Consider the following 16,082-nt stretch of genomic DNA (forward strand, 5'->3'; position numbering starts at 1 on the left):
GCCGCCGAGCCCCCGCGGGCTCAGCGGAAAGCCGCCACGTGGTCGGCCGCCCAAGCCGCGAACGGGCAGGGACCCCGGCCCAGCAGCCTCGCCACATCAGCGCTGACGAGCTGCTCGTCCGGCGTGGGAGTGCCGAGGATGTCCAGGGTGCCGGCCACCACCTCCGGTGGCATGAAGGCGCCCATCGCCGCCGCGGCCTCCGTGCGGGTCAGCTCCACGAACGTCACCTCTTCCCCGAGGGCGGCACCGAGCGCCGCCGCCTGGTTTCGGGGCGAGATCGCGGCGGGGCCCGTCAGCTTGTACACCTGGGTGTGGTGGTTTTCGCGTAGGGTGACCGCCGCGCAGGCTGCCAGGTCCGCCGGGTCGATCACCGGCAGGGCGACGTCCGCGAACGGCGCGGCCACCAGCCGCCGCTCGCGCGTCGCCGCCGCCGCCGCCGCCGCCGCCGCCCAGGCGTACGCGTTGGTGGCGAAGCCGCCCGACCGCAGGATCGTCCATTCCAGCCCGGAGCCGCGCACCGCCGCCTCGAACGCGCCGAGATGTGCGTGCGACGCGGCACCCGGCCGGGTCCGTACCCCCTGCGAGGACAGCAGGACCCGGCGCACGCCCGCCGCCTTCGCCGTGCCCAGCACCGCGTCCGGGTCGACCTCCGTCCCGCCGCCCGCGAGCAGCACGAACAGCGCCTCGGCGCCGTCGAGCGCGGGCCGCAGCGAATCGGCGTCGCTCAGGTCGGCCGGTACGTGCCGGACCCCGGCCGGTATCGGTGCCGGTCGCCGGGACACCGCCGTCACCCCGTTCGCCCGCCGCGGCCAGCTCGGCCACCAGCGGGCCGCCCACGTTGCCCGTTGTTCGCGTCCCTGGCGCAGTGGGGTTCCGGCGACCTGGGCAGCGTCGAGCAGGCGCGGGCCGCCTACGACCGTCACCAGGCGATCGGGGCGTAGTCCTTAAGGAAGATGCCGTAGAGGTCCTCGCCCTGCTGGCCGCGGACGATCGGGTCGTACACCCGGGCCGCGCCGTCGACCAGGTCCAGCGGGGCGTGGAAGCCCTCGTCCGCCAGCCGCATCTTCGTCGGGTGCGGGCGTTCGTCGGTGATCCAGCCGGTGTCGACGCTGGTCATCAGGATGCCGTCGGTGAACATCTCCTCGGCGCTGGTGCGGGTCAGCATGTTCAGCGCCGCCTTCGCCATGTTCGTGTGCGGGTGGCCCGCGCCCTTGTAGCCGCGGGCGAACACGCCCTCCATGGCGGAGACGTTGACCACGTAGCGGCGCGGGAACGGGCTCGCGGTCATCGCCGCGCGCAGCCGGCTGACCAGCACGAACGGGGCTGTCACGTTGCAGAGCTGGACCTCCAGCAGCTCCAGCGCGTCGACCTCGTGCACCTTGTCGCTCCAGCTGTTGGTCGGCGCCAGGTCGGGGACCAGCCCGCCCGCGTCGATCGCCGTCAGCGCCGCGATCCGCTCCGGGGTGGCCGAGCCGCCGGTCAGCGCCAGCGCCGTGACCGCGTGGGGACTGAACGAGGTCAGCGCCGCCGGGTGCGCCGGGGAGGCGTGGCCGCCGAGATATTCCAGCTCAGGCAGCGGGCCGTCCGGCAACGGCGCCGACTCCGCGGCCACCAGCGCCGAGTACGAGCCGGGCGAACGCCGTACCGTCTGGGCCGCGTTGTTGATCAGGATGTCCAGCGGTCCCCGGGCCGCGACCGAGTCGGCCAGCGCCACCACCTGCGCGGGGTCACGCAGGTCGATGCCGACCACCCGCAGCCGGTGCAGCCAGTCCGCGCTGTCCGGCATCGCGGCGAAGCGGCGCACGGCGTCGTTCGGGAAGCGCGTGGTGATCGTGGTGTGCGCGCCGTCGCGCAGCAGCCGCAGCGCGATGTACATGCCGATCTTGGCGCGGCCGCCGGTGAGCAGCGCCCGGCGCCCGGTCAGGTCGGTGCGGGCGTCGCGGTGGCCGTGGTTCTTCGCCGCGCACGCCGGGCAGAGCTGGTGATAGAAGGCGTCGACCCGCACGTAGCGCTGCTTGCAGATGTAGCAGCCGCGCGGCTGGCGCAGCACCCCCGCGGTCGGCGTCGTGGTCGCGGTGGCCAGCGGGATGCCGGCGGTCTCGTCGTCGATGCGGCTGGGCGCGCCCGTCGCGGTCGCGGCGGTCACGGCCCGGTCGTTCGCGAGGATCGCCTCGCGGCGGTCCTTGCGGCGGCGCAGCTTGACGGTCTTGAAAAGACCGGCTGTCGCCCGCCGTACGGCCACCGCGTCGGGGTGCTCCGGGTCGAGCTGTTCCGCCTCGGCGATGACGTCGAGGCAGAGCGCCAGGCGGTCGGCGTCGATGCCCGTGGTGCCCACGGCGTCCTGGTAACCGCCGTCCTGGTAACCGCCGTCCGGCGTGGCGGACTCGTCCATGGTCGTGGTCATGCTCATTCCCGTCCCGGTAGAACCCCAACTCTCCCGGGGCATGGTACTGACTACGCCGGGCGCACGGCTGCTCCGTGTGACCCGGCGGGCCACGATAGCCGCAGGGCCGCGACGGCGGCCGAGCGACCCGTCGGAACTGCTTCCCGCCTAGGCGGGGCGGTTGAGGAAGGCCGTGGTGTGCGCGCCGGGCTCCTCGCGCTCGGCTTCCTCGCCGCGACCGTCGTCACCCTCGTCCCGGCCTTGCTCACCGGCCGGGGTGAGGTGGCTGGACAAGTCGACGGTGGTGGGCTGACCAGCTGATCCCGGCGACCACGCCCACGGCGCCGCCGACCCGGGGGCCGGCTCGTCCAGCGTGATCCGGGACAGCGCGGGCAGCGGCGCCGAGCCGGCGATCGGGAACCCGGCGGAGGCCCGGCCGGCGACCGGGTATCCGGCGGACGCCCCGCCGGAGACCGGGGCGCTCGCCGAGAAACGCCCGGGTGACACCGGGCGGGCGGACCCGGAGAAGGGCCCGGCGGGGGAGACCGACGCGGTCCCGGAGAAAGGACCGGCGGGGGAGACCGACGCGGTCCCGGAGACCGGCGGGTCCGCGGGCGGCGGCACGAACCAGGACGCGTGCCGGGCCGCCGCGACCTCCTCCGGCCCGGTGCTGCCCTGCTCCGCCACGGACCCGGCCGGTCCAGGCGCGGACCTGGCCGGTTCAACCACGGACCCGGCCGGTTCAACCACTGACCTGGCCGGTTCAACCACTGACCTGGCCGGTTCAACCACTGACCTGGCTGGTTCAACCACTGACCTGGCTGGTTCAACCACGGACCCGGCCGGTTCAACCACTGACCTGGCCGGTCCAACCACGGACCCGGCCGGCTCCGGCGCGGACCCGGCCGGCTCGGCCAAGGACCGGGCCGGCTCCGGCGCCGCGTGCCGGCCCACCGAGACCCGTCGGGAACAGTTCCTCGTCCTCGTATTCCTGGAGCCCGGCGCGTTCCTGCAGTCGCCGCAGCGGCCCCGGCGCCCACCAGGCCGCGTCGCCCATGAGCTTCAGCACCGCCGGCACCAGCAGCATGCGGACCACCGTCGCGTCCAGGAACAGCGCCACGATCATGCCCACGCCGATGAAGCGCATCGTCGTCACCGACGACAGCGCGAAGGCCCCGGTCACCACGATCAGCAGGATCGCCGCCGCGCTGATCACCCGGCCGGTGCGGGCCAGGCCGGTGGTCACCGCCTCCGCGGTCGAGGCGCCCCGGGTGCGGGCCTCGACCATCCGGGAGAGCAGGAAGACCTCGTAGTCGGTGGACAGGCCGAAGACCACGGCCGCCATCAGCACCACGATGCCGGCCTCGGCCGGGGCCGGCGTGACGCGCAGCAGCTCCGCGCCGTGGCCGTCCTGGAAGATCCAGACCAGGATGCCGAAGGTCGCGCTCAGGCTCAGCGCGCTCAGCACCACCGCCTTGACCGGCAGCAGGATCGAGCCGAAGGCCAGGAACATCAGCACCAGCGTCGCGCCGACCAGCAGCGCGATCATCAGCGGCAGCTGGTCCGCGGTCGCCCGCAGGCTGTCGACGTTGCGCGCCGTCGTGCCGCCGACCAGCACCTCCGTGCCCGCCGGCGCCGGCCGGGCGCGGATGTCGCCGACCGCGTCGCGAGCCGCGGGGCTGAACGGGTCCGTGCCGATCAGGGTGGCCGTGTAGAGCAGGACCGCGCCGCCGCTGCCCGCCGGGGTGACCGCGGCGACGCCCGGGATCGTCTTCAGCTCGTCCGCGAACGCCGTGCCGGCCGCTGCCGCCGGCGCGGCACCGCCCGTGCCGCGCAGCACCACCTGGATGCCCACGCTGCTCAGCGCCGGGAAGTCGGTCTTGAGGGTCTCGATCGCCTGCCGCGCCGGGTTGCCCGCCGGCAGGATCCGCTCGTCGTTCTCGCCGAACCGCACGCCGGTGATCGGCGCGGCCAGCACCAGCAGGCCGGCCAGGATCGGCAGGGCGACCAGCACCGGGCGGCGCAGCACCACGCCGGCCAGCCGGGCCCAGCCGGTGCCGGCCGGGCGCGCGCCGCGGCGCCGCGGCAGCCGCACCGGCAGCTTGTCGACGCGCGGGCCGAGGACCGCGAGCAGGGCGGGCAGCAGCGTCAGCGACAGGATCGCGGCCAGCGCCACGGCGGCGAGGCCGCCGTAGGCGAGCGACTTGAGGAAGCCCTGCGGGAACAGCATCAGGCCGGCCAGCGCGATCATCAGCAGCGTCGCGGAGAAGACCACGGTGCGCCCGGCGGTCGCGACGGTGCGGGCGACTGCCTCGGCCGGCGTACGCCCGAAGCCCTGCTCCTCCCGGAACCGCCCGACCATGAACAGCCCGTAGTCGATCGCCATGCCGAGGCCGAGCAGGCTGGCCACGTTGACCGCGAACGAGTTGACGTCGCTGCCGTAGGCGATCGCGTGCAGCACGCCCAGCGAGCCCAGCACCGCGCACCCGCCGACCAGCACCGGCAGCGACGCGGCGACCAGCGAGCCGAAGATGATCAGCAGCAGGATCAGCACGATCGGCAGCGACACCGCCTCGGCGAACGCCAGGTCCTCGGTCGACAGGGTGGCCGACGCGTCACCGAGCACGGCGCCGCCCGCGACCCGCACGGTCGTCCCGTCGACCGACAGCCTGTCGTCGATCGCCCGGTATGCCTCGAGCTTCTCGCCCTCGTCGGCACCGGCCAGGGTCAGCACGGCGACGGCGCGCGAGCCGTCGGCGGACCGGTACTGCGCGATCTTGTCCGGCCAGTACGACGCGACCGCCGTGACCGACGACGGCGGCAGGGCGCCCAGCCGGGCCTGCACCCGCCGGCCGAGCCCGGCGTCGTCGATGCCGCCGGTCACCGGCGTGTAGATCACGATGACGTCGCCGCCCTGGGCGCCCAGCTCGTCGTGGACGACCTCGGCGGCCCGGGTCGACTCGCTGCCCGGGTCGTTGTAGCCGCCCTCGGTCAGCTGGCCGAAGACGCCCAGCCCCCACACCCCGGCCGCGGCGACCGCCACGAGCGTGCACACCAGCACCGGCCACCGGAACCGGGCCACCCATGATCCCCAGGCGGCGAACACCAAGATCCCCTCCACAACCCGCGTTCCCGACGGAGCGCCCGGCCCCCCACCCGCGGGTGGACCGGCTCACCCTCACCGCAGTGTCGCCGCCTCGAGCGCGACGCCGCCGCAATTCTGGCTGAACGCCTCCTCGGTGATCCAGCTTAGGTTGATCTTGCCGTTCTTCGGCGCCCGGTAGGTGATCACGAAGACCGCCGTGTCCAGGTTGTTGGTGCGTTCCTCGAACGTGGCGCTGGCCGCGGCCGTGCCGGTGGACAGCCGCGCGGTCAGCTTGCCGCGGCCGGCCAGCGCGCCCACGTAGAGCCGCAGGGTGCGGGTCGCCGTGCCGGCCGGGGCCGAGACGGTGAAGCCGTTGCCCTTGCCGCAGGTGCGGATCCCGGTCGGGGTGCCGTCGCTGTTGCTCACCGGTGAGCCGCCGCTCCAGCTGAACACCTGCCGGCTCAGGGCGTGCCGGAACCGGGGCGCGGTCGGCGCGCCCTCGAGGATCTGGAAGTCACCGTCGCCGCGGCGCTCCAGCGAGAAGGTGCTCTGCTCACCCCAGTGCACCCAGTCGCGGCTGCCCTCGCCGGACAGATCCACCCGGGCCGGCACGTCGTTGCGGGACACCTTGACCGAGCCCTGGTCCGGCGGGGCCTTGGACTTCGACGGCGACGGCCGTGCCGTGCGGGACCTCGGCGGGGTGGTGGACGGGGTGGCGGCCGGCGACGTCCCCGCGTCGGAGGCGCTGGGCAGCGGGATCGGGATCTGTTCACCCGGGTTGAGCGGCACGTCACCGAGCGCCGGCGGCTGCACCGGCGGGATCGCCCGCTGGTCGTCGTCGACCATCGCGCGGCTGATGATGAGGCCGAAGGCCACCACGATCAGCACGCCCGCGAGGATGACCGCGGCGGGCATGAGGAACTCGCCCAGCCGGCGCTGCCGGGCGTCGAGCAGTTGCGGTGGCACGGCCGCCCGTTGGCGGCCGGTGGTGCGATAGCCATAGCTGGAGCGCGGGGGCGACCCGGCCGGATAGGGCCTGCGGGGCCCCAGATCGGACGGGCGTCCCTCTGACTCAGGCTGGCGACCTGTCGTACGGCCGTCGTCCGGCAACCGACCCTCCCCGGTCGTTCGCGGGCGCGCGCCGACCACCGGTGGCGGCCGGGCGGTTTGTCCCGAGTGCTGTGCTGCATGAGTCGGTGCTGGTGATGTTGGGGAAGTACACGGTCTCACCTCTGTGAGTGACGGAAAAGAGCGAAATGAGTAACCGAACCATCCGGTTGATCACCCCCATCGGCGGTTTGATCATCGGGTCCGGCGGTTCGGTGGAGGTTCGCCGGGGCCCGGCGACCGGCGGCGAGTACGGTGTCCGGAGTCTCGCAGCATGTCCCATCCGACAGGAGAGTCCGAATCCGATGAGCATGACCGTCCAGGACAAGACCGGTACGAATCGCCGGGGCCAGGCCCTGACCGGCGCCTTCGCGGGCGTGGCCGTGATCGCGGTCCTGGTCGCGGTGTACGTCGGCATCCAGGTCTCCGACGACGAGCAGCAGCCCGCCGCCTCGGCCTACGCCGCGGCCTCCGCCGACCCGGGCGCGACGGCGCCCGCCGCGCCCGCCGAGCCCGCGCCCAGCCAGCCGGCCCAGCCACCGGCCGCCCAGACCCCGCTGGACCCGGCGCTGCAGACGGCGCCGGTGGTCAAGGCCGGCAAGGGCAAGGTCGCCAAGCTCAAGGTCACCGAGATCGTGGCTGGCAAGGGCCCGAAGCTGCAGGCCGGGCAGACCATCCAGGCCAACTACGTCGGCGTGACATACCTCGACGGCAAGGAGTTCGACTCGTCCTGGAAGACCGGCCAGCCCGCCCAGTTCCCGGTCGGCGCCGGCCAGCTCATCGAGGGCTGGGACAAGGGCCTGGTCGGCGTCGCGGTCGGCAGCCGGGTCCAGCTCGACATCCCCGCCGCGATGGCCTACGGCGACCCGGCACCCCAGGGCCGCCCCAGCGGCGACCTGCGCTTCGTGGTCGACGTGCTGGCGGCCCAGTAGCTCAGAGCTCCGGCACGATCACGTCCACCTGACGGGGGCGGCCCGCGGCGACGGGCCGCTCCTCGACGGTGTATTTCAGGTCCCGCAGCGCGGCCAGCAGGTCATCCACCGAGGCCGGCCGCGCGTCCGCCTCCGCCAGCGAGCGCACCAGCCGGCCCTTGGTGGCCTTGTTGAAGTGGCTCACCACGGACCGGCGCGGCACGCCGTCGACGATCCGCTCGTGCAGCACCCGCATCGTGGCGGTGCGCCCGGCGGCGGCGCCCGCCGGCGCCCACATCGCCGCGTAGGCGCCGGACCGCAGATCCAGCACCGGGCCGTCGGCGGCCGCGCGGTCCAGCGCGGGGCCGAGCGCCTTCTTCCAGTACGGCGTCAGCCCGCCGAGCACCGGCAGCGTGACCCCGACCGAGCACCGGTACGCGGGGATGCGGTCGGTCAGCCGCAGCACTCCCCACAGCCCGGAGAAGACCACCGCCCGCTCGTCCAGCCACGCCCGGGCGCCCGGTGCCAGCCCGGCCGGGTCGAGCGCCTCGTAGAGCACCCCGGTGTAGACCTGCGCGGCGGGCGCGGCCGGTGCCGTGCGCAACCCGGCGTTGCGGGCGACCTCGCCGTGCTGGCCGGCGCTGAGCCCGAGCACCGCCAGCGCGCCGGCGACCCCGCGGGCGCTGGTGCGGCTGGTCAGCGCGACGAGCTTGGCCAGCACCCGGCGCCGGGCCGGGGCGAGCCGGGGGAGCCAGAGGTCCGCGGGATCGGCCGGTGCGCCGGTGACCGGTGCGGTCTTGCCCTCGGACGGCGGCAGCAGGATGAGCACGCCGCGAGGTTACCCGCGCGCCGGCCACGCCGGGACAGCCGCCCCGGCCGGTCCGCCCGGCCCGGTCAGGAAGCCGATGGCACGGTGATCGTCGTGCGGACCGTCGCCTGGTCGATCTCGCTGACCCGGACGGTGAAGCTGATCTCGTACGTGCCGGGCAGCGGGAACGTCAGCGCGCCGATCGCGTCGTTGCGCGGGGTCAGCGGCAGCATCGGCGTGGACACCGGTTCCAGGTCCTGGCCCCGCAGCCGGGCGGTGACGGTCCACTCCGCGGCCGGCAGCGGCTTGCCCTGCGGCGTGTAGGTGAAGCCGTGCACGGTGTTGCTCTCGCCCAGTTCCACCGGATAGACGGAGAACTGCAGCGTGAACAGCTCCGAGGTGAGCGTCTGCGAGACGCCCTTCTCCGTGCTCGCGGCCTGCTCGCCGGCGGCGCTGCGGCCCGGGGTGACCTGCACCAGCACGGCGCTGAGCCCCAGCACCAGCACGGTCGCGGCGATCTCGGTGCCGACCGTACGGCGCAGCCGGGTCACCCCGCCGGTCAGCACCTGGGCCCGCTGCACGAGCCGCCGCGCGAAGGCCGCCGCCACCAGCACCCCGGCCAGGATCGCGACCTTGGCCAGCACGATCCGGCCGTACCCGGTGCCCCACAGCGCGCCGATCGTGCCGACCTGGACCACCGCCTGCACCATGCCGGCGCCGACCAGCCAGACGACGGCCAGCGCGGCCCACCGCGACCAGGCCGGCAGGATCACGCCGAGCACCCGTGGGTGCGCGCCGCGCAGCAGGAACACCGCGAGGGTGACCAGGCCGCCCAGCCAGACCGCCATCGCGGCCAGGTGCACCACGTCGGCGGCCACGATCGCCGCGGTCAGCGGCGACTCGGCGGCGTGCCCGGTCAGCGGCCAGGTGGTCAGCCCGGCGGCGGCCAGGGTCAGCAGGGCCGCGCTGTGCCACCGCTTGCGGGCGCTGGGCCAGCGCTTGGCGGTGCCGTGCAGCACCGGCGGCAACAGGGCGGCGACCGCGGCGAGCACGGCCAGCCGGGCGAGCAGGGTGACCCCGAACGGGCTGGCCAGCACGTCGGCGAGCTCGGTGACCGAGACGTCCCACAACGGCGCGCCGCTGCTGTTCGGCGCCTGGGTCCAGAGCGCGCCCAGCGTCGACGCGGCGGTGCCGATCAGCCCGGCGCGGACCAGCACGATCGGCCCGCGGCGCGCCAGCCGGCGGGGCCAGAGCAGGGCCAGCAGCAGGGCGGGGCCGAGGATCAGCGTCAGTCCGGCGTACCCGATGAATTTGATCGTGGGGACCGCCGCCGTGACCGACGGGTGCACGCTGCCCGGGTCGATGTCCGGCGGCCGCGCCGAGGGCGCGCCGACCGAGAAGGTCATCGCTCCGCCGACCGGGTGGCTGTCGCCGGAGATGATCCGGTAGCTGACCAGGTACGTGCCCAGCGGCTGGTCCGCGCGCCGGACCTGGATGCGCAGCGTCGACCCGGTCGCGGTCACCTCGCCGGTGATCCGCTTGCCGTCCGGCGACAGCACCTGGGTGCGGTCCGGCACCGGGGTGATGCCCTCGGTGAAGGTCACCGTGATCTCACTCGGCGCACTCGACACGACGCTGCCGGGCTCCGGCGTCGCCGTCGTCATCGCGGCGTGCGCGCTGGCCGGCGCCGCCGGTAGCAGCAGCAGAGAACTCAGAACGATCATGGCCACGATGAGCACGCGCACGATCCGCGGCCCCCCAGCCGCTGCAGCCATTGTCACGGTAGGTAGTTCGGATCACCGGGCGGAAAGGTTCAATCCGCGCGCGGCGGCTTACCGATCTCCGCGCCGGGTATCTCGCGGCGATACGATCCCGGGCAGGTCCATGCCCTCAAGGAGGCTCCTCGATGTCCGTGCATTCCCGCGCCGGCACTCCCGCCGATTCCCGCGACACCATCGACGTGCCCCGGGTGGTCCTCAGCTACTACACCGGTCACCCCGATCCCGGCGTCGCCGAGCAGCGCGTGGCCTTCGGCACCTCCGGGCACCGCGGCTCCAGCCTGCGGACCGCCTTCAACGAGGACCACATCCTCGCCACCAGCCAGGCCATCGTCGAATACCGCCGGGACCAGGGCACCGACGGCCCGCTCTACCTGGTGCGCGACACGCACGCGCTGAGCGAGCCGGCGATGATCTCCGCGCTGGAGGTCTTCGCGGCCAACGACGTGACGGTGCTGATCGACAGCCGCGACGGCTACACGCCGACGCCGGCGCTCTCGCACGCGATCCTCGCCTACAACAAGGGCCGCACGTCCGGCCTGGCCGACGGCGTGGTCGTCACCCCGTCGCACAACCCGCCGGACGACGGCGGTTTCAAATACAACCCGCCGCACGGCGGCCCGGCCGACACCGACGCCACCAAGTGGATCCAGGACCGGGCGAACGTGCTGATCGCGGGCGGCCTCCAGGAGGTGCGCCGGGTGCCGGCCACCCGGGCCCGCGCCTCGGAGCTGGTCTCCGGCTACGACTACCTGGCCGGCTACGTCGACGACCTGGGCTCGGTCATCGACATGGCGGCGATCCGCGCGGCCGGCATCCGGATCGGCGCGGACCCGCTGGGCGGCGCCAGCGTCGCCTACTGGGGCGAGATCGGCTCCCGGTACGGGCTGGACCTGACCGTGGTGAACCCGGACGTCGACCCGACCTTCGGCTTCATGACGCTGGACTGGGACGGCAAGATCCGGATGGACTGCTCGTCGCCGTACGCGATGGCCTCGCTGATCGCGCAGAAGGACCGGTTCCAGCTCGCCACCGGCAACGACGCCGACGCCGACCGGCACGGCATCGTCACCCCCGACGGCGGCCTGATGAACCCGAACCACTACCTGGCGGTGGCGATCTCGTACCTGTTCCGGGTCCGCACCGACTGGCCGGCCGCGGCGGCGATCGGCAAGACGCTGGTCTCGTCGTCGATGATCGACCGGGTCGCCGCCGACCTGGGCCGCAAGCTCGACGAGGTGCCGGTCGGCTTCAAGTGGTTCGTGCCGGGTCTGCTGGACGGCTCGGTCGGCTTCGGCGGCGAGGAGAGCGCGGGCGCGTCGTTCCTGCGCCGCGACGGCAGCCCGTGGACCACCGACAAGGACGGCATCCTGCTCGACCTGCTCGCCTCCGAGATCGTGGCGACGACCGGCCGCACCCCGAGCGAGCACTACCGCGACCTGACCGCGAAGTTCGGCGACCCGGCGTACGCCCGCGTCGACGCCCCGGCGACCCGCGACGAGAAGGCGATCCTGGCGAAGCTGTCGCCGTCGCAGGTCACCGCGAAGGAACTGGACGGCGAGCCGATCACGGCGGTGCTGACGGCGGCGCCGGGCAACAACGCGCCGATCGGCGGGCTGAAGGTGACGACGGAGTCGGGCTGGTTCGCGGCCCGCCCGTCCGGCACCGAGGACGTCTACAAGATCTACGCGGAGTCGTTCAAGGGACCGGACCACCTGGCCACCATCCAGGAGGAGGCCCGCGCGGTCGTCGCGGCGGCCCTGAAGGGCTAACCCGCCGCCGGCGTCCGACCGCGGTAGCGGAGGACGAGCCAGACGGCCCAGCCGGTGCCGACGATGAAACCGAGGCTGACGATGCGGTAGAGCAGGACGGCGGCGATGGCGGCGCTGGACGGCAGCCCGCTGGTGACGAGCCCGAGCACCAGCGCGCTGTCGATGACACCCAGGCCGCCGGGGACGACCGGCAGGAGGCTGCCGGCCGCCATGCCCGCACAGTAGGTGATCAGCAACTGGGTCGCGGTGACGGCGGTAGCGCCCACGGCCATGCAGCACATCCACAGGCAGAGCGCGTCCAGCAGCCAGTTGGCGACCGCGTAGCCGCCGGCGCCCGCCACGTGGACCGGGCGCAGCCGCACCGCCCGCAGCTGGGCCAGGAATCCGGCGACCGGCGCCGATCCCGGGCGCAGCCGCCCGACGGCCCGGTCGGCGGCACCGGCCGCGCGCTCCAGGGCGGTCGGGTGGCGGATCAGGCGCCGGACGGCGAAGCCGGCGGCGAGCACCAGCCCGACCTCGAGGGCGAACACCGGCCAGCTCGGCCAGCCGTTCGCGGCGATCCCGCCGGCGACGCCGAGCAGCGCCAGCGCCGCCGCGGACATGCCGCCGCTCAACGCGATGCACCAGGTGGCGGCGCCGGGCGAGGCACCGAAGCGACGCATCTGCTGATAGTTGAAGCTCGTCGAGAACGCCGGGCCGCCGGGCAGGGTGGCGCTCAGCGAATGGGCGGCGTAGGCCAGCGAGACGTGCTGCATCAGCGAGGCGTGGGTGCCGGCCGACCGCAACAGCCGCCGCTGCATCCGCGCGTAGGCCCGCATGGACGCCGTCTCCACCAGCACCGCGGCGAACAGCCACCCCGGGTGCGGCGTGCGGAACTGCGAGAACGCCGCCGCCAGCGCCGGCCACCCCACCACGAGTTCGGCACCGAGCACGGCCAGCACGGCCGCTACCACGGCCATCCGCCAGTGCCGGCGAAACCAGCCGCGCCGGGAGACCGGCGCCAGCACGGCGGCATGGTCGGTGCTCACCATCTGGTCCTCCTTTCGCGGGGGTGGGCCGCCGCCGCGGGGCACGGCGGCGGCCCGGAAGAGCACAGAACCGCTAGACCGGTACGCGTTCCGCGACGTGGCCGGGTTCGCCGCCCTCGTCGGCGAGCGCCTGGCTCTCGCCGGTCTCGGTTCCGCTGGTGAACGCGGTGGCTTGCCCGGCGGGTGCCGCGTTCTTACTGGCGTGTGCGGTGCCGTCGCCGGCGTATACCGTGGCCTTGTCTTTACTGGCGGGTGCTGTGTCTTTGCCGGCGGGTGTCGTGCCTTCGCTGGCGGGTGCTGTGTCTTTGCCGGCGGGTGTCGTGCCTTCGCTGGCGGGGGGCGTGTCGAGGAGGTGGCGCAGTTTCTCGCCCTCGACGTCGACGTCGGGCAGGATCCGGTCGAGCCAGGCCGGCAGCCACCAGGCGGCGCGGCCGAACAGGGTCATGACCGCGGGCACGATGGTCATCCGGACGACGATGGCGTCGAAGAGCACCGCGATGCCGAGCGCGAAGCCGATCGACTTGACGATCGGATCGGGCGCGAGGACGAAGCCGGCGAAGACGCTGATCATGATGATCGCGGCGGCGGTGACCACCCGGGCGCCGTGGCCGAAGCCGGTGATGACCGCCTGGCGGGCGTCGGCGCCCTGCACGAAGTCCTCCCGCATCCGGGTGACCAGGAAGACCTGGTAGTCCATGGCGAGGCCGAACACGATGCCGACGAGGAAGATCGGCAGGAAGCTGATGACCGGTCCGGTCTGCTCCAGGCCGATCAGGTCGGCGGCCCAGCCCCACTGGAAGACCGCCACGACGGCGCCGAAGGTGGCCGCGACGCTGAGCAGGAAGCCGACGGTGGCCTTCAGGGGCACCAGCAGCGACCGGAACACCAGCGTGAGCAGGGCGAACGCCAGGCCGACCACGATCGCGAGGTAGGGCAGCAGCGCGTCGCCGAGCTTGGCGGAGATGTCGATGTTGATGGCGGTCAGGCCGGTGACGCCGACGGTGGCGCCGGGCACGTCGCCGCTGTGCCGGCGGATCGCGTGCACCAGGTCCTTGGTGGCGTCGTCGCCGGGACCGCTGCGCGGGATGACGGTCAGCAACGCGGTGTCCCCGGCGGCGTTGACCACCGGCGGGGTGACCGCGGCGACGTCGTCGAGGCCCCGGATGAGCCCCGCCGCCCGGGCCGCGGCCGCCTCGGCCGATCCGGCGCCGGCGTCGACCACGACGGTCAGCGGCGCGTTGAAGCCGGCCCCGAACCCGCCGGCGAGCAGGTCGTAGGCCTTGCGCTGGGTGCTGGCGGGTGCGGCGGTGCCGTCGTCGGGCATGCCGAGGTGCAGATCGAGCGCGGGGATCGCGACCACGCCGAGCCCGACGACGCCGATCAGCAGCGCGGCGACCGGACGGCGGGCGATCAGGCGGGCCCACCGGACACCGAACGCGGGCCGGGCCTGCGACCCCCGCTGACGCCCCCCGGTGATCCGCCGGCCGGCGAAGCCCAGCATCGCCGGCAGCAGGGTCAGCGCGATGATCACGGCGACGGTGACCGTGCCGGCGGCGGCCAGGCCCATCTGGGTCAGGAACGGAACGCCGACGACGAGCAGCGCGGCCAGCGCGATCACTACGGTGAGACCGGCGAAGACGACCGCCGAGCCGGCGGTGCCGACCGCCCGGCCGGCGGCCTCCTCCGGGTCGCGGCCGGCGGCCAGCTCGTTGCGGTACCGGGAGACGATGAACAGCGCGTAGTCGATCGCGACCGCCAGGCCGAGCATCAGGGCGAGGGTCGGCGTGGTCGAGGAGAGCGTGAGGAAACCGGTCGCGGCGGTGATCGCGCAGACGCTGATCACGATGCCGAGCAACGCGGTGAGCAGCGGCAGCCCGGCCGCCACCAGGGAGCCGAAGGTGATCACCAGCACCACGGCCGCGACAGCCACGCCGATGACCTCGGTCAGGCTGTTCTCGGACTGCACCTGCAGCACATCGCCGCCGACCTCCACGGTCAGGCCGCCCGCGCGCGCCCGGTCGACCACGCCGGTCAACGCGTCGCGGGACGCGGCGGTCACCTCCGGTGCCGGCACGCCGTAGCTCGCCTGGACGAACCCGACCGCGCCGGCCTCGTTCACCGCACCGCCGGTGAACGGGTCGCTCACCGAGGTCACCTGCGGCGCCTGCCGCAACTGGGCGACGGCGCTGGAGACAACCGCCCGGAACTCCGGCTCGGTGAGCTTGCGCCCGGCCGGCGCGGCGAACACCATCCGCGCCGAGGCTCCGCCGGCGGAGGCCTGCGGGAACCGCTCGGTGAGCAGGTCGATGGCCTCCTGCGAAGGCGTACCCGGAATGCTGAACGCGTCCGAGGTCGGCTTGGACAGGGTGGCGGCGCCGGTCAGCGCGGCAGCGAGGACCGCCATCCACAGGGCGGTGACCAGCCACCGTCGGCGGAACGCGAACCGGCCCAGCCGATACAGAAACGTGGCCATCGGAATCTCCTGTCCAAGGGCGTACGGGACCGCACTCACCATCGGTTGTGAACGGCCGCAGCTTCGGCTACAGGCGGGACAATCCGGTGTTCCCGGCTCTTCAGCCCCGCGCCGCGCAACTCCAACGCCACGAGTCCCTCCACGGCCGCCGCGTCACCCCGGCGCCACGCACCCGCGATATCCGGGCTCAGCTCGGAGAGCTCCCGGAGCGGCCGGGTGGCCAGCGCCCGCAGCGCCAGCAGGTCACGCCCGGCGGCACTCTCCCGCAGGGAACGCGCTGTGGCGCGCCTGCGAACGCCACGGATCCGCGCGGGCAGCCAGCCCAGAAGAACGAGCCCGATCGGCACGATCAGCAGCAGCACCGGGAGCAGCACGGCGAGATCATGGACGAAGTCCTGTTCCCGGCTCCCGGCGCCGGCGGCCGCACGCGCGGCGTCCGCGGCCCTGGCCAGCGGTTCCGCGACCCCGCCGCCCACCAGCGGCAGTCCATCGATCCGGCTGCCGGCATCGCGCAGACTGTCGGCCAGGGAGCCGCCGAACTTCTCCAGTTGCAGGCCGGGAGCGGCGAGCCTGCCCACCAGGTCATGCAGCCAGAAGGCGGCCCGGATCCAGACGTACGTCCAAAGCAGCACCACCAGATCGGCGGCGACCTGGCGCACGATGACAACTGAGCGTTCCGCATAGATTCTCATAACGCGGAAACGATCTCCCGCCGGCCGGATCCAGCGCATCGCCCG

The 16,082-nt window shown here is 73.8% G+C and carries 12 protein-coding genes; 2 read left to right on the forward strand and 10 right to left on the reverse strand.

From position 1 onward, the window contains the following. Positions 1-20: 20 nt before the first annotated feature. The 5 genes from DMB66_RS55430 to DMB66_RS55450 form a co-directional block, all read right to left on the reverse strand. Positions 21-923: an SDR family oxidoreductase gene (locus DMB66_RS55430; protein WP_233625535.1), complete on the reverse strand. Its 903-nt coding sequence runs from the start codon at positions 921-923 to the stop codon at positions 21-23. Beyond that, positions 920-2,404 (reverse strand): SDR family oxidoreductase, encoded by a 1,485-nt coding sequence (locus tag DMB66_RS55435; protein ID WP_125812070.1) that lies wholly within the window; start codon positions 2,402-2,404, stop codon positions 920-922. The genes DMB66_RS55430 and DMB66_RS55435 overlap by 4 nt, the downstream gene beginning before the upstream one ends. A 147-nt stretch (positions 2,405-2,551) precedes the next feature. Then, positions 2,552-3,070 (reverse strand): hypothetical protein, encoded by a 519-nt coding sequence (locus DMB66_RS55440; RefSeq protein ID WP_125812071.1) that lies wholly within the window; start codon positions 3,068-3,070, stop codon positions 2,552-2,554. 160 nt (positions 3,071-3,230) lie between these two features. Then, positions 3,231-5,489 (reverse strand): MMPL family transporter, encoded by a 2,259-nt coding sequence (locus DMB66_RS55445; RefSeq protein ID WP_233625539.1) that lies wholly within the window; start codon positions 5,487-5,489, stop codon positions 3,231-3,233. A 72-nt stretch (positions 5,490-5,561) separates the two neighbouring features. Then, positions 5,562-6,434 carry a hypothetical protein gene (locus DMB66_RS55450; protein WP_125812072.1) on the reverse strand — a complete coding sequence of 291 codons (873 nt, stop codon included), beginning with the start codon at positions 6,432-6,434 and terminating at the stop codon, positions 5,562-5,564. Positions 6,435-6,880: 446 nt separating this feature from the next. Here DMB66_RS55450 and DMB66_RS55455 point away from each other — a divergent pair, with 446 nt between their 5' ends. After that, positions 6,881-7,507 (forward strand): FKBP-type peptidyl-prolyl cis-trans isomerase, encoded by a 627-nt coding sequence (locus DMB66_RS55455; RefSeq protein WP_233625536.1) that lies wholly within the window; start codon positions 6,881-6,883, stop codon positions 7,505-7,507. Between the two features lies 1 nt (position 7,508). On the opposite strand, the gene yaaA is transcribed toward DMB66_RS55455, so the two are convergent. Both yaaA and DMB66_RS55465 read right to left on the reverse strand, forming a co-directional pair. Then, positions 7,509-8,315, reverse strand: coding sequence for a peroxide stress protein YaaA (gene yaaA / locus DMB66_RS55460; protein WP_125812073.1), 807 nt, complete (start codon positions 8,313-8,315; stop codon positions 7,509-7,511). A gap of 65 nt (positions 8,316-8,380) precedes the next feature. Then, positions 8,381-10,018, reverse strand: a complete 1,638-nt coding sequence (locus DMB66_RS55465) for a copper resistance protein CopC (protein WP_233625537.1) — start codon at positions 10,016-10,018, stop codon at positions 8,381-8,383. Between the two features lie 182 nt (positions 10,019-10,200). Here DMB66_RS55465 and pgm point away from each other — a divergent pair, with 182 nt between their 5' ends. Next, a complete protein-coding gene (pgm, locus tag DMB66_RS55470; RefSeq protein ID WP_125812074.1) occupies positions 10,201-11,844 on the forward strand; it encodes a phosphoglucomutase (alpha-D-glucose-1,6-bisphosphate-dependent) in 1,644 nt (547 codons plus the stop codon). Here pgm and DMB66_RS55475 read toward each other — a convergent pair. From DMB66_RS55475 to DMB66_RS55485, 3 genes are all read right to left on the reverse strand, one after another. Next, positions 11,841-12,875, reverse strand: a complete 1,035-nt coding sequence (locus tag DMB66_RS55475) for a lysylphosphatidylglycerol synthase transmembrane domain-containing protein (RefSeq protein WP_233625538.1) — start codon at positions 12,873-12,875, stop codon at positions 11,841-11,843. The genes pgm and DMB66_RS55475 overlap by 4 nt on opposite strands. Positions 12,876-12,945: 70 nt before the next feature. After that, positions 12,946-15,345: an MMPL family transporter gene (locus DMB66_RS55480; protein ID WP_125812075.1), complete on the reverse strand. Its 2,400-nt coding sequence runs from the start codon at positions 15,343-15,345 to the stop codon at positions 12,946-12,948. Positions 15,346-15,380: 35 nt separating this feature from the next. Beyond that, the gene (locus tag DMB66_RS55485; RefSeq protein WP_125812076.1) at positions 15,381-16,037 is read right to left on the reverse strand and encodes a hypothetical protein; all 657 of its coding nucleotides are present in this window, start codon (positions 16,035-16,037) and stop codon (positions 15,381-15,383) included. Between the last annotated feature and the right edge of the window lie 45 nt (positions 16,038-16,082).

This window comes from Actinoplanes sp. ATCC 53533 (genome assembly GCF_003947245.1).

Excerpts from the sequence above, each read along its gene's own strand:
- DMB66_RS55435 (WP_125812070.1), bottom strand. The coding sequence starts at position 2,404 with ATGACCACGACCATGGACGAGTCCGCCACGCCGGACGGCGGTTACCAG.
- pgm (WP_125812074.1), top strand. The coding sequence starts at position 10,201 with ATGTCCGTGCATTCCCGCGCCGGCACTCCCGCCGATTCCCGCGACACC.
- DMB66_RS55480 (WP_125812075.1), bottom strand. The coding sequence starts at position 15,345 with ATGGCCACGTTTCTGTATCGGCTGGGCCGGTTCGCGTTCCGCCGACGG.
- DMB66_RS55485 (WP_125812076.1), bottom strand. The coding sequence starts at position 16,037 with ATGAGAATCTATGCGGAACGCTCAGTTGTCATCGTGCGCCAGGTCGCC.
- DMB66_RS55455 (WP_233625536.1), top strand. The coding sequence starts at position 6,881 with ATGAGCATGACCGTCCAGGACAAGACCGGTACGAATCGCCGGGGCCAG.
- DMB66_RS55465 (WP_233625537.1), bottom strand. The coding sequence starts at position 10,018 with ATGATCGTTCTGAGTTCTCTGCTGCTGCTACCGGCGGCGCCGGCCAGC.
- DMB66_RS55475 (WP_233625538.1), bottom strand. The coding sequence starts at position 12,875 with ATGGTGAGCACCGACCATGCCGCCGTGCTGGCGCCGGTCTCCCGGCGC.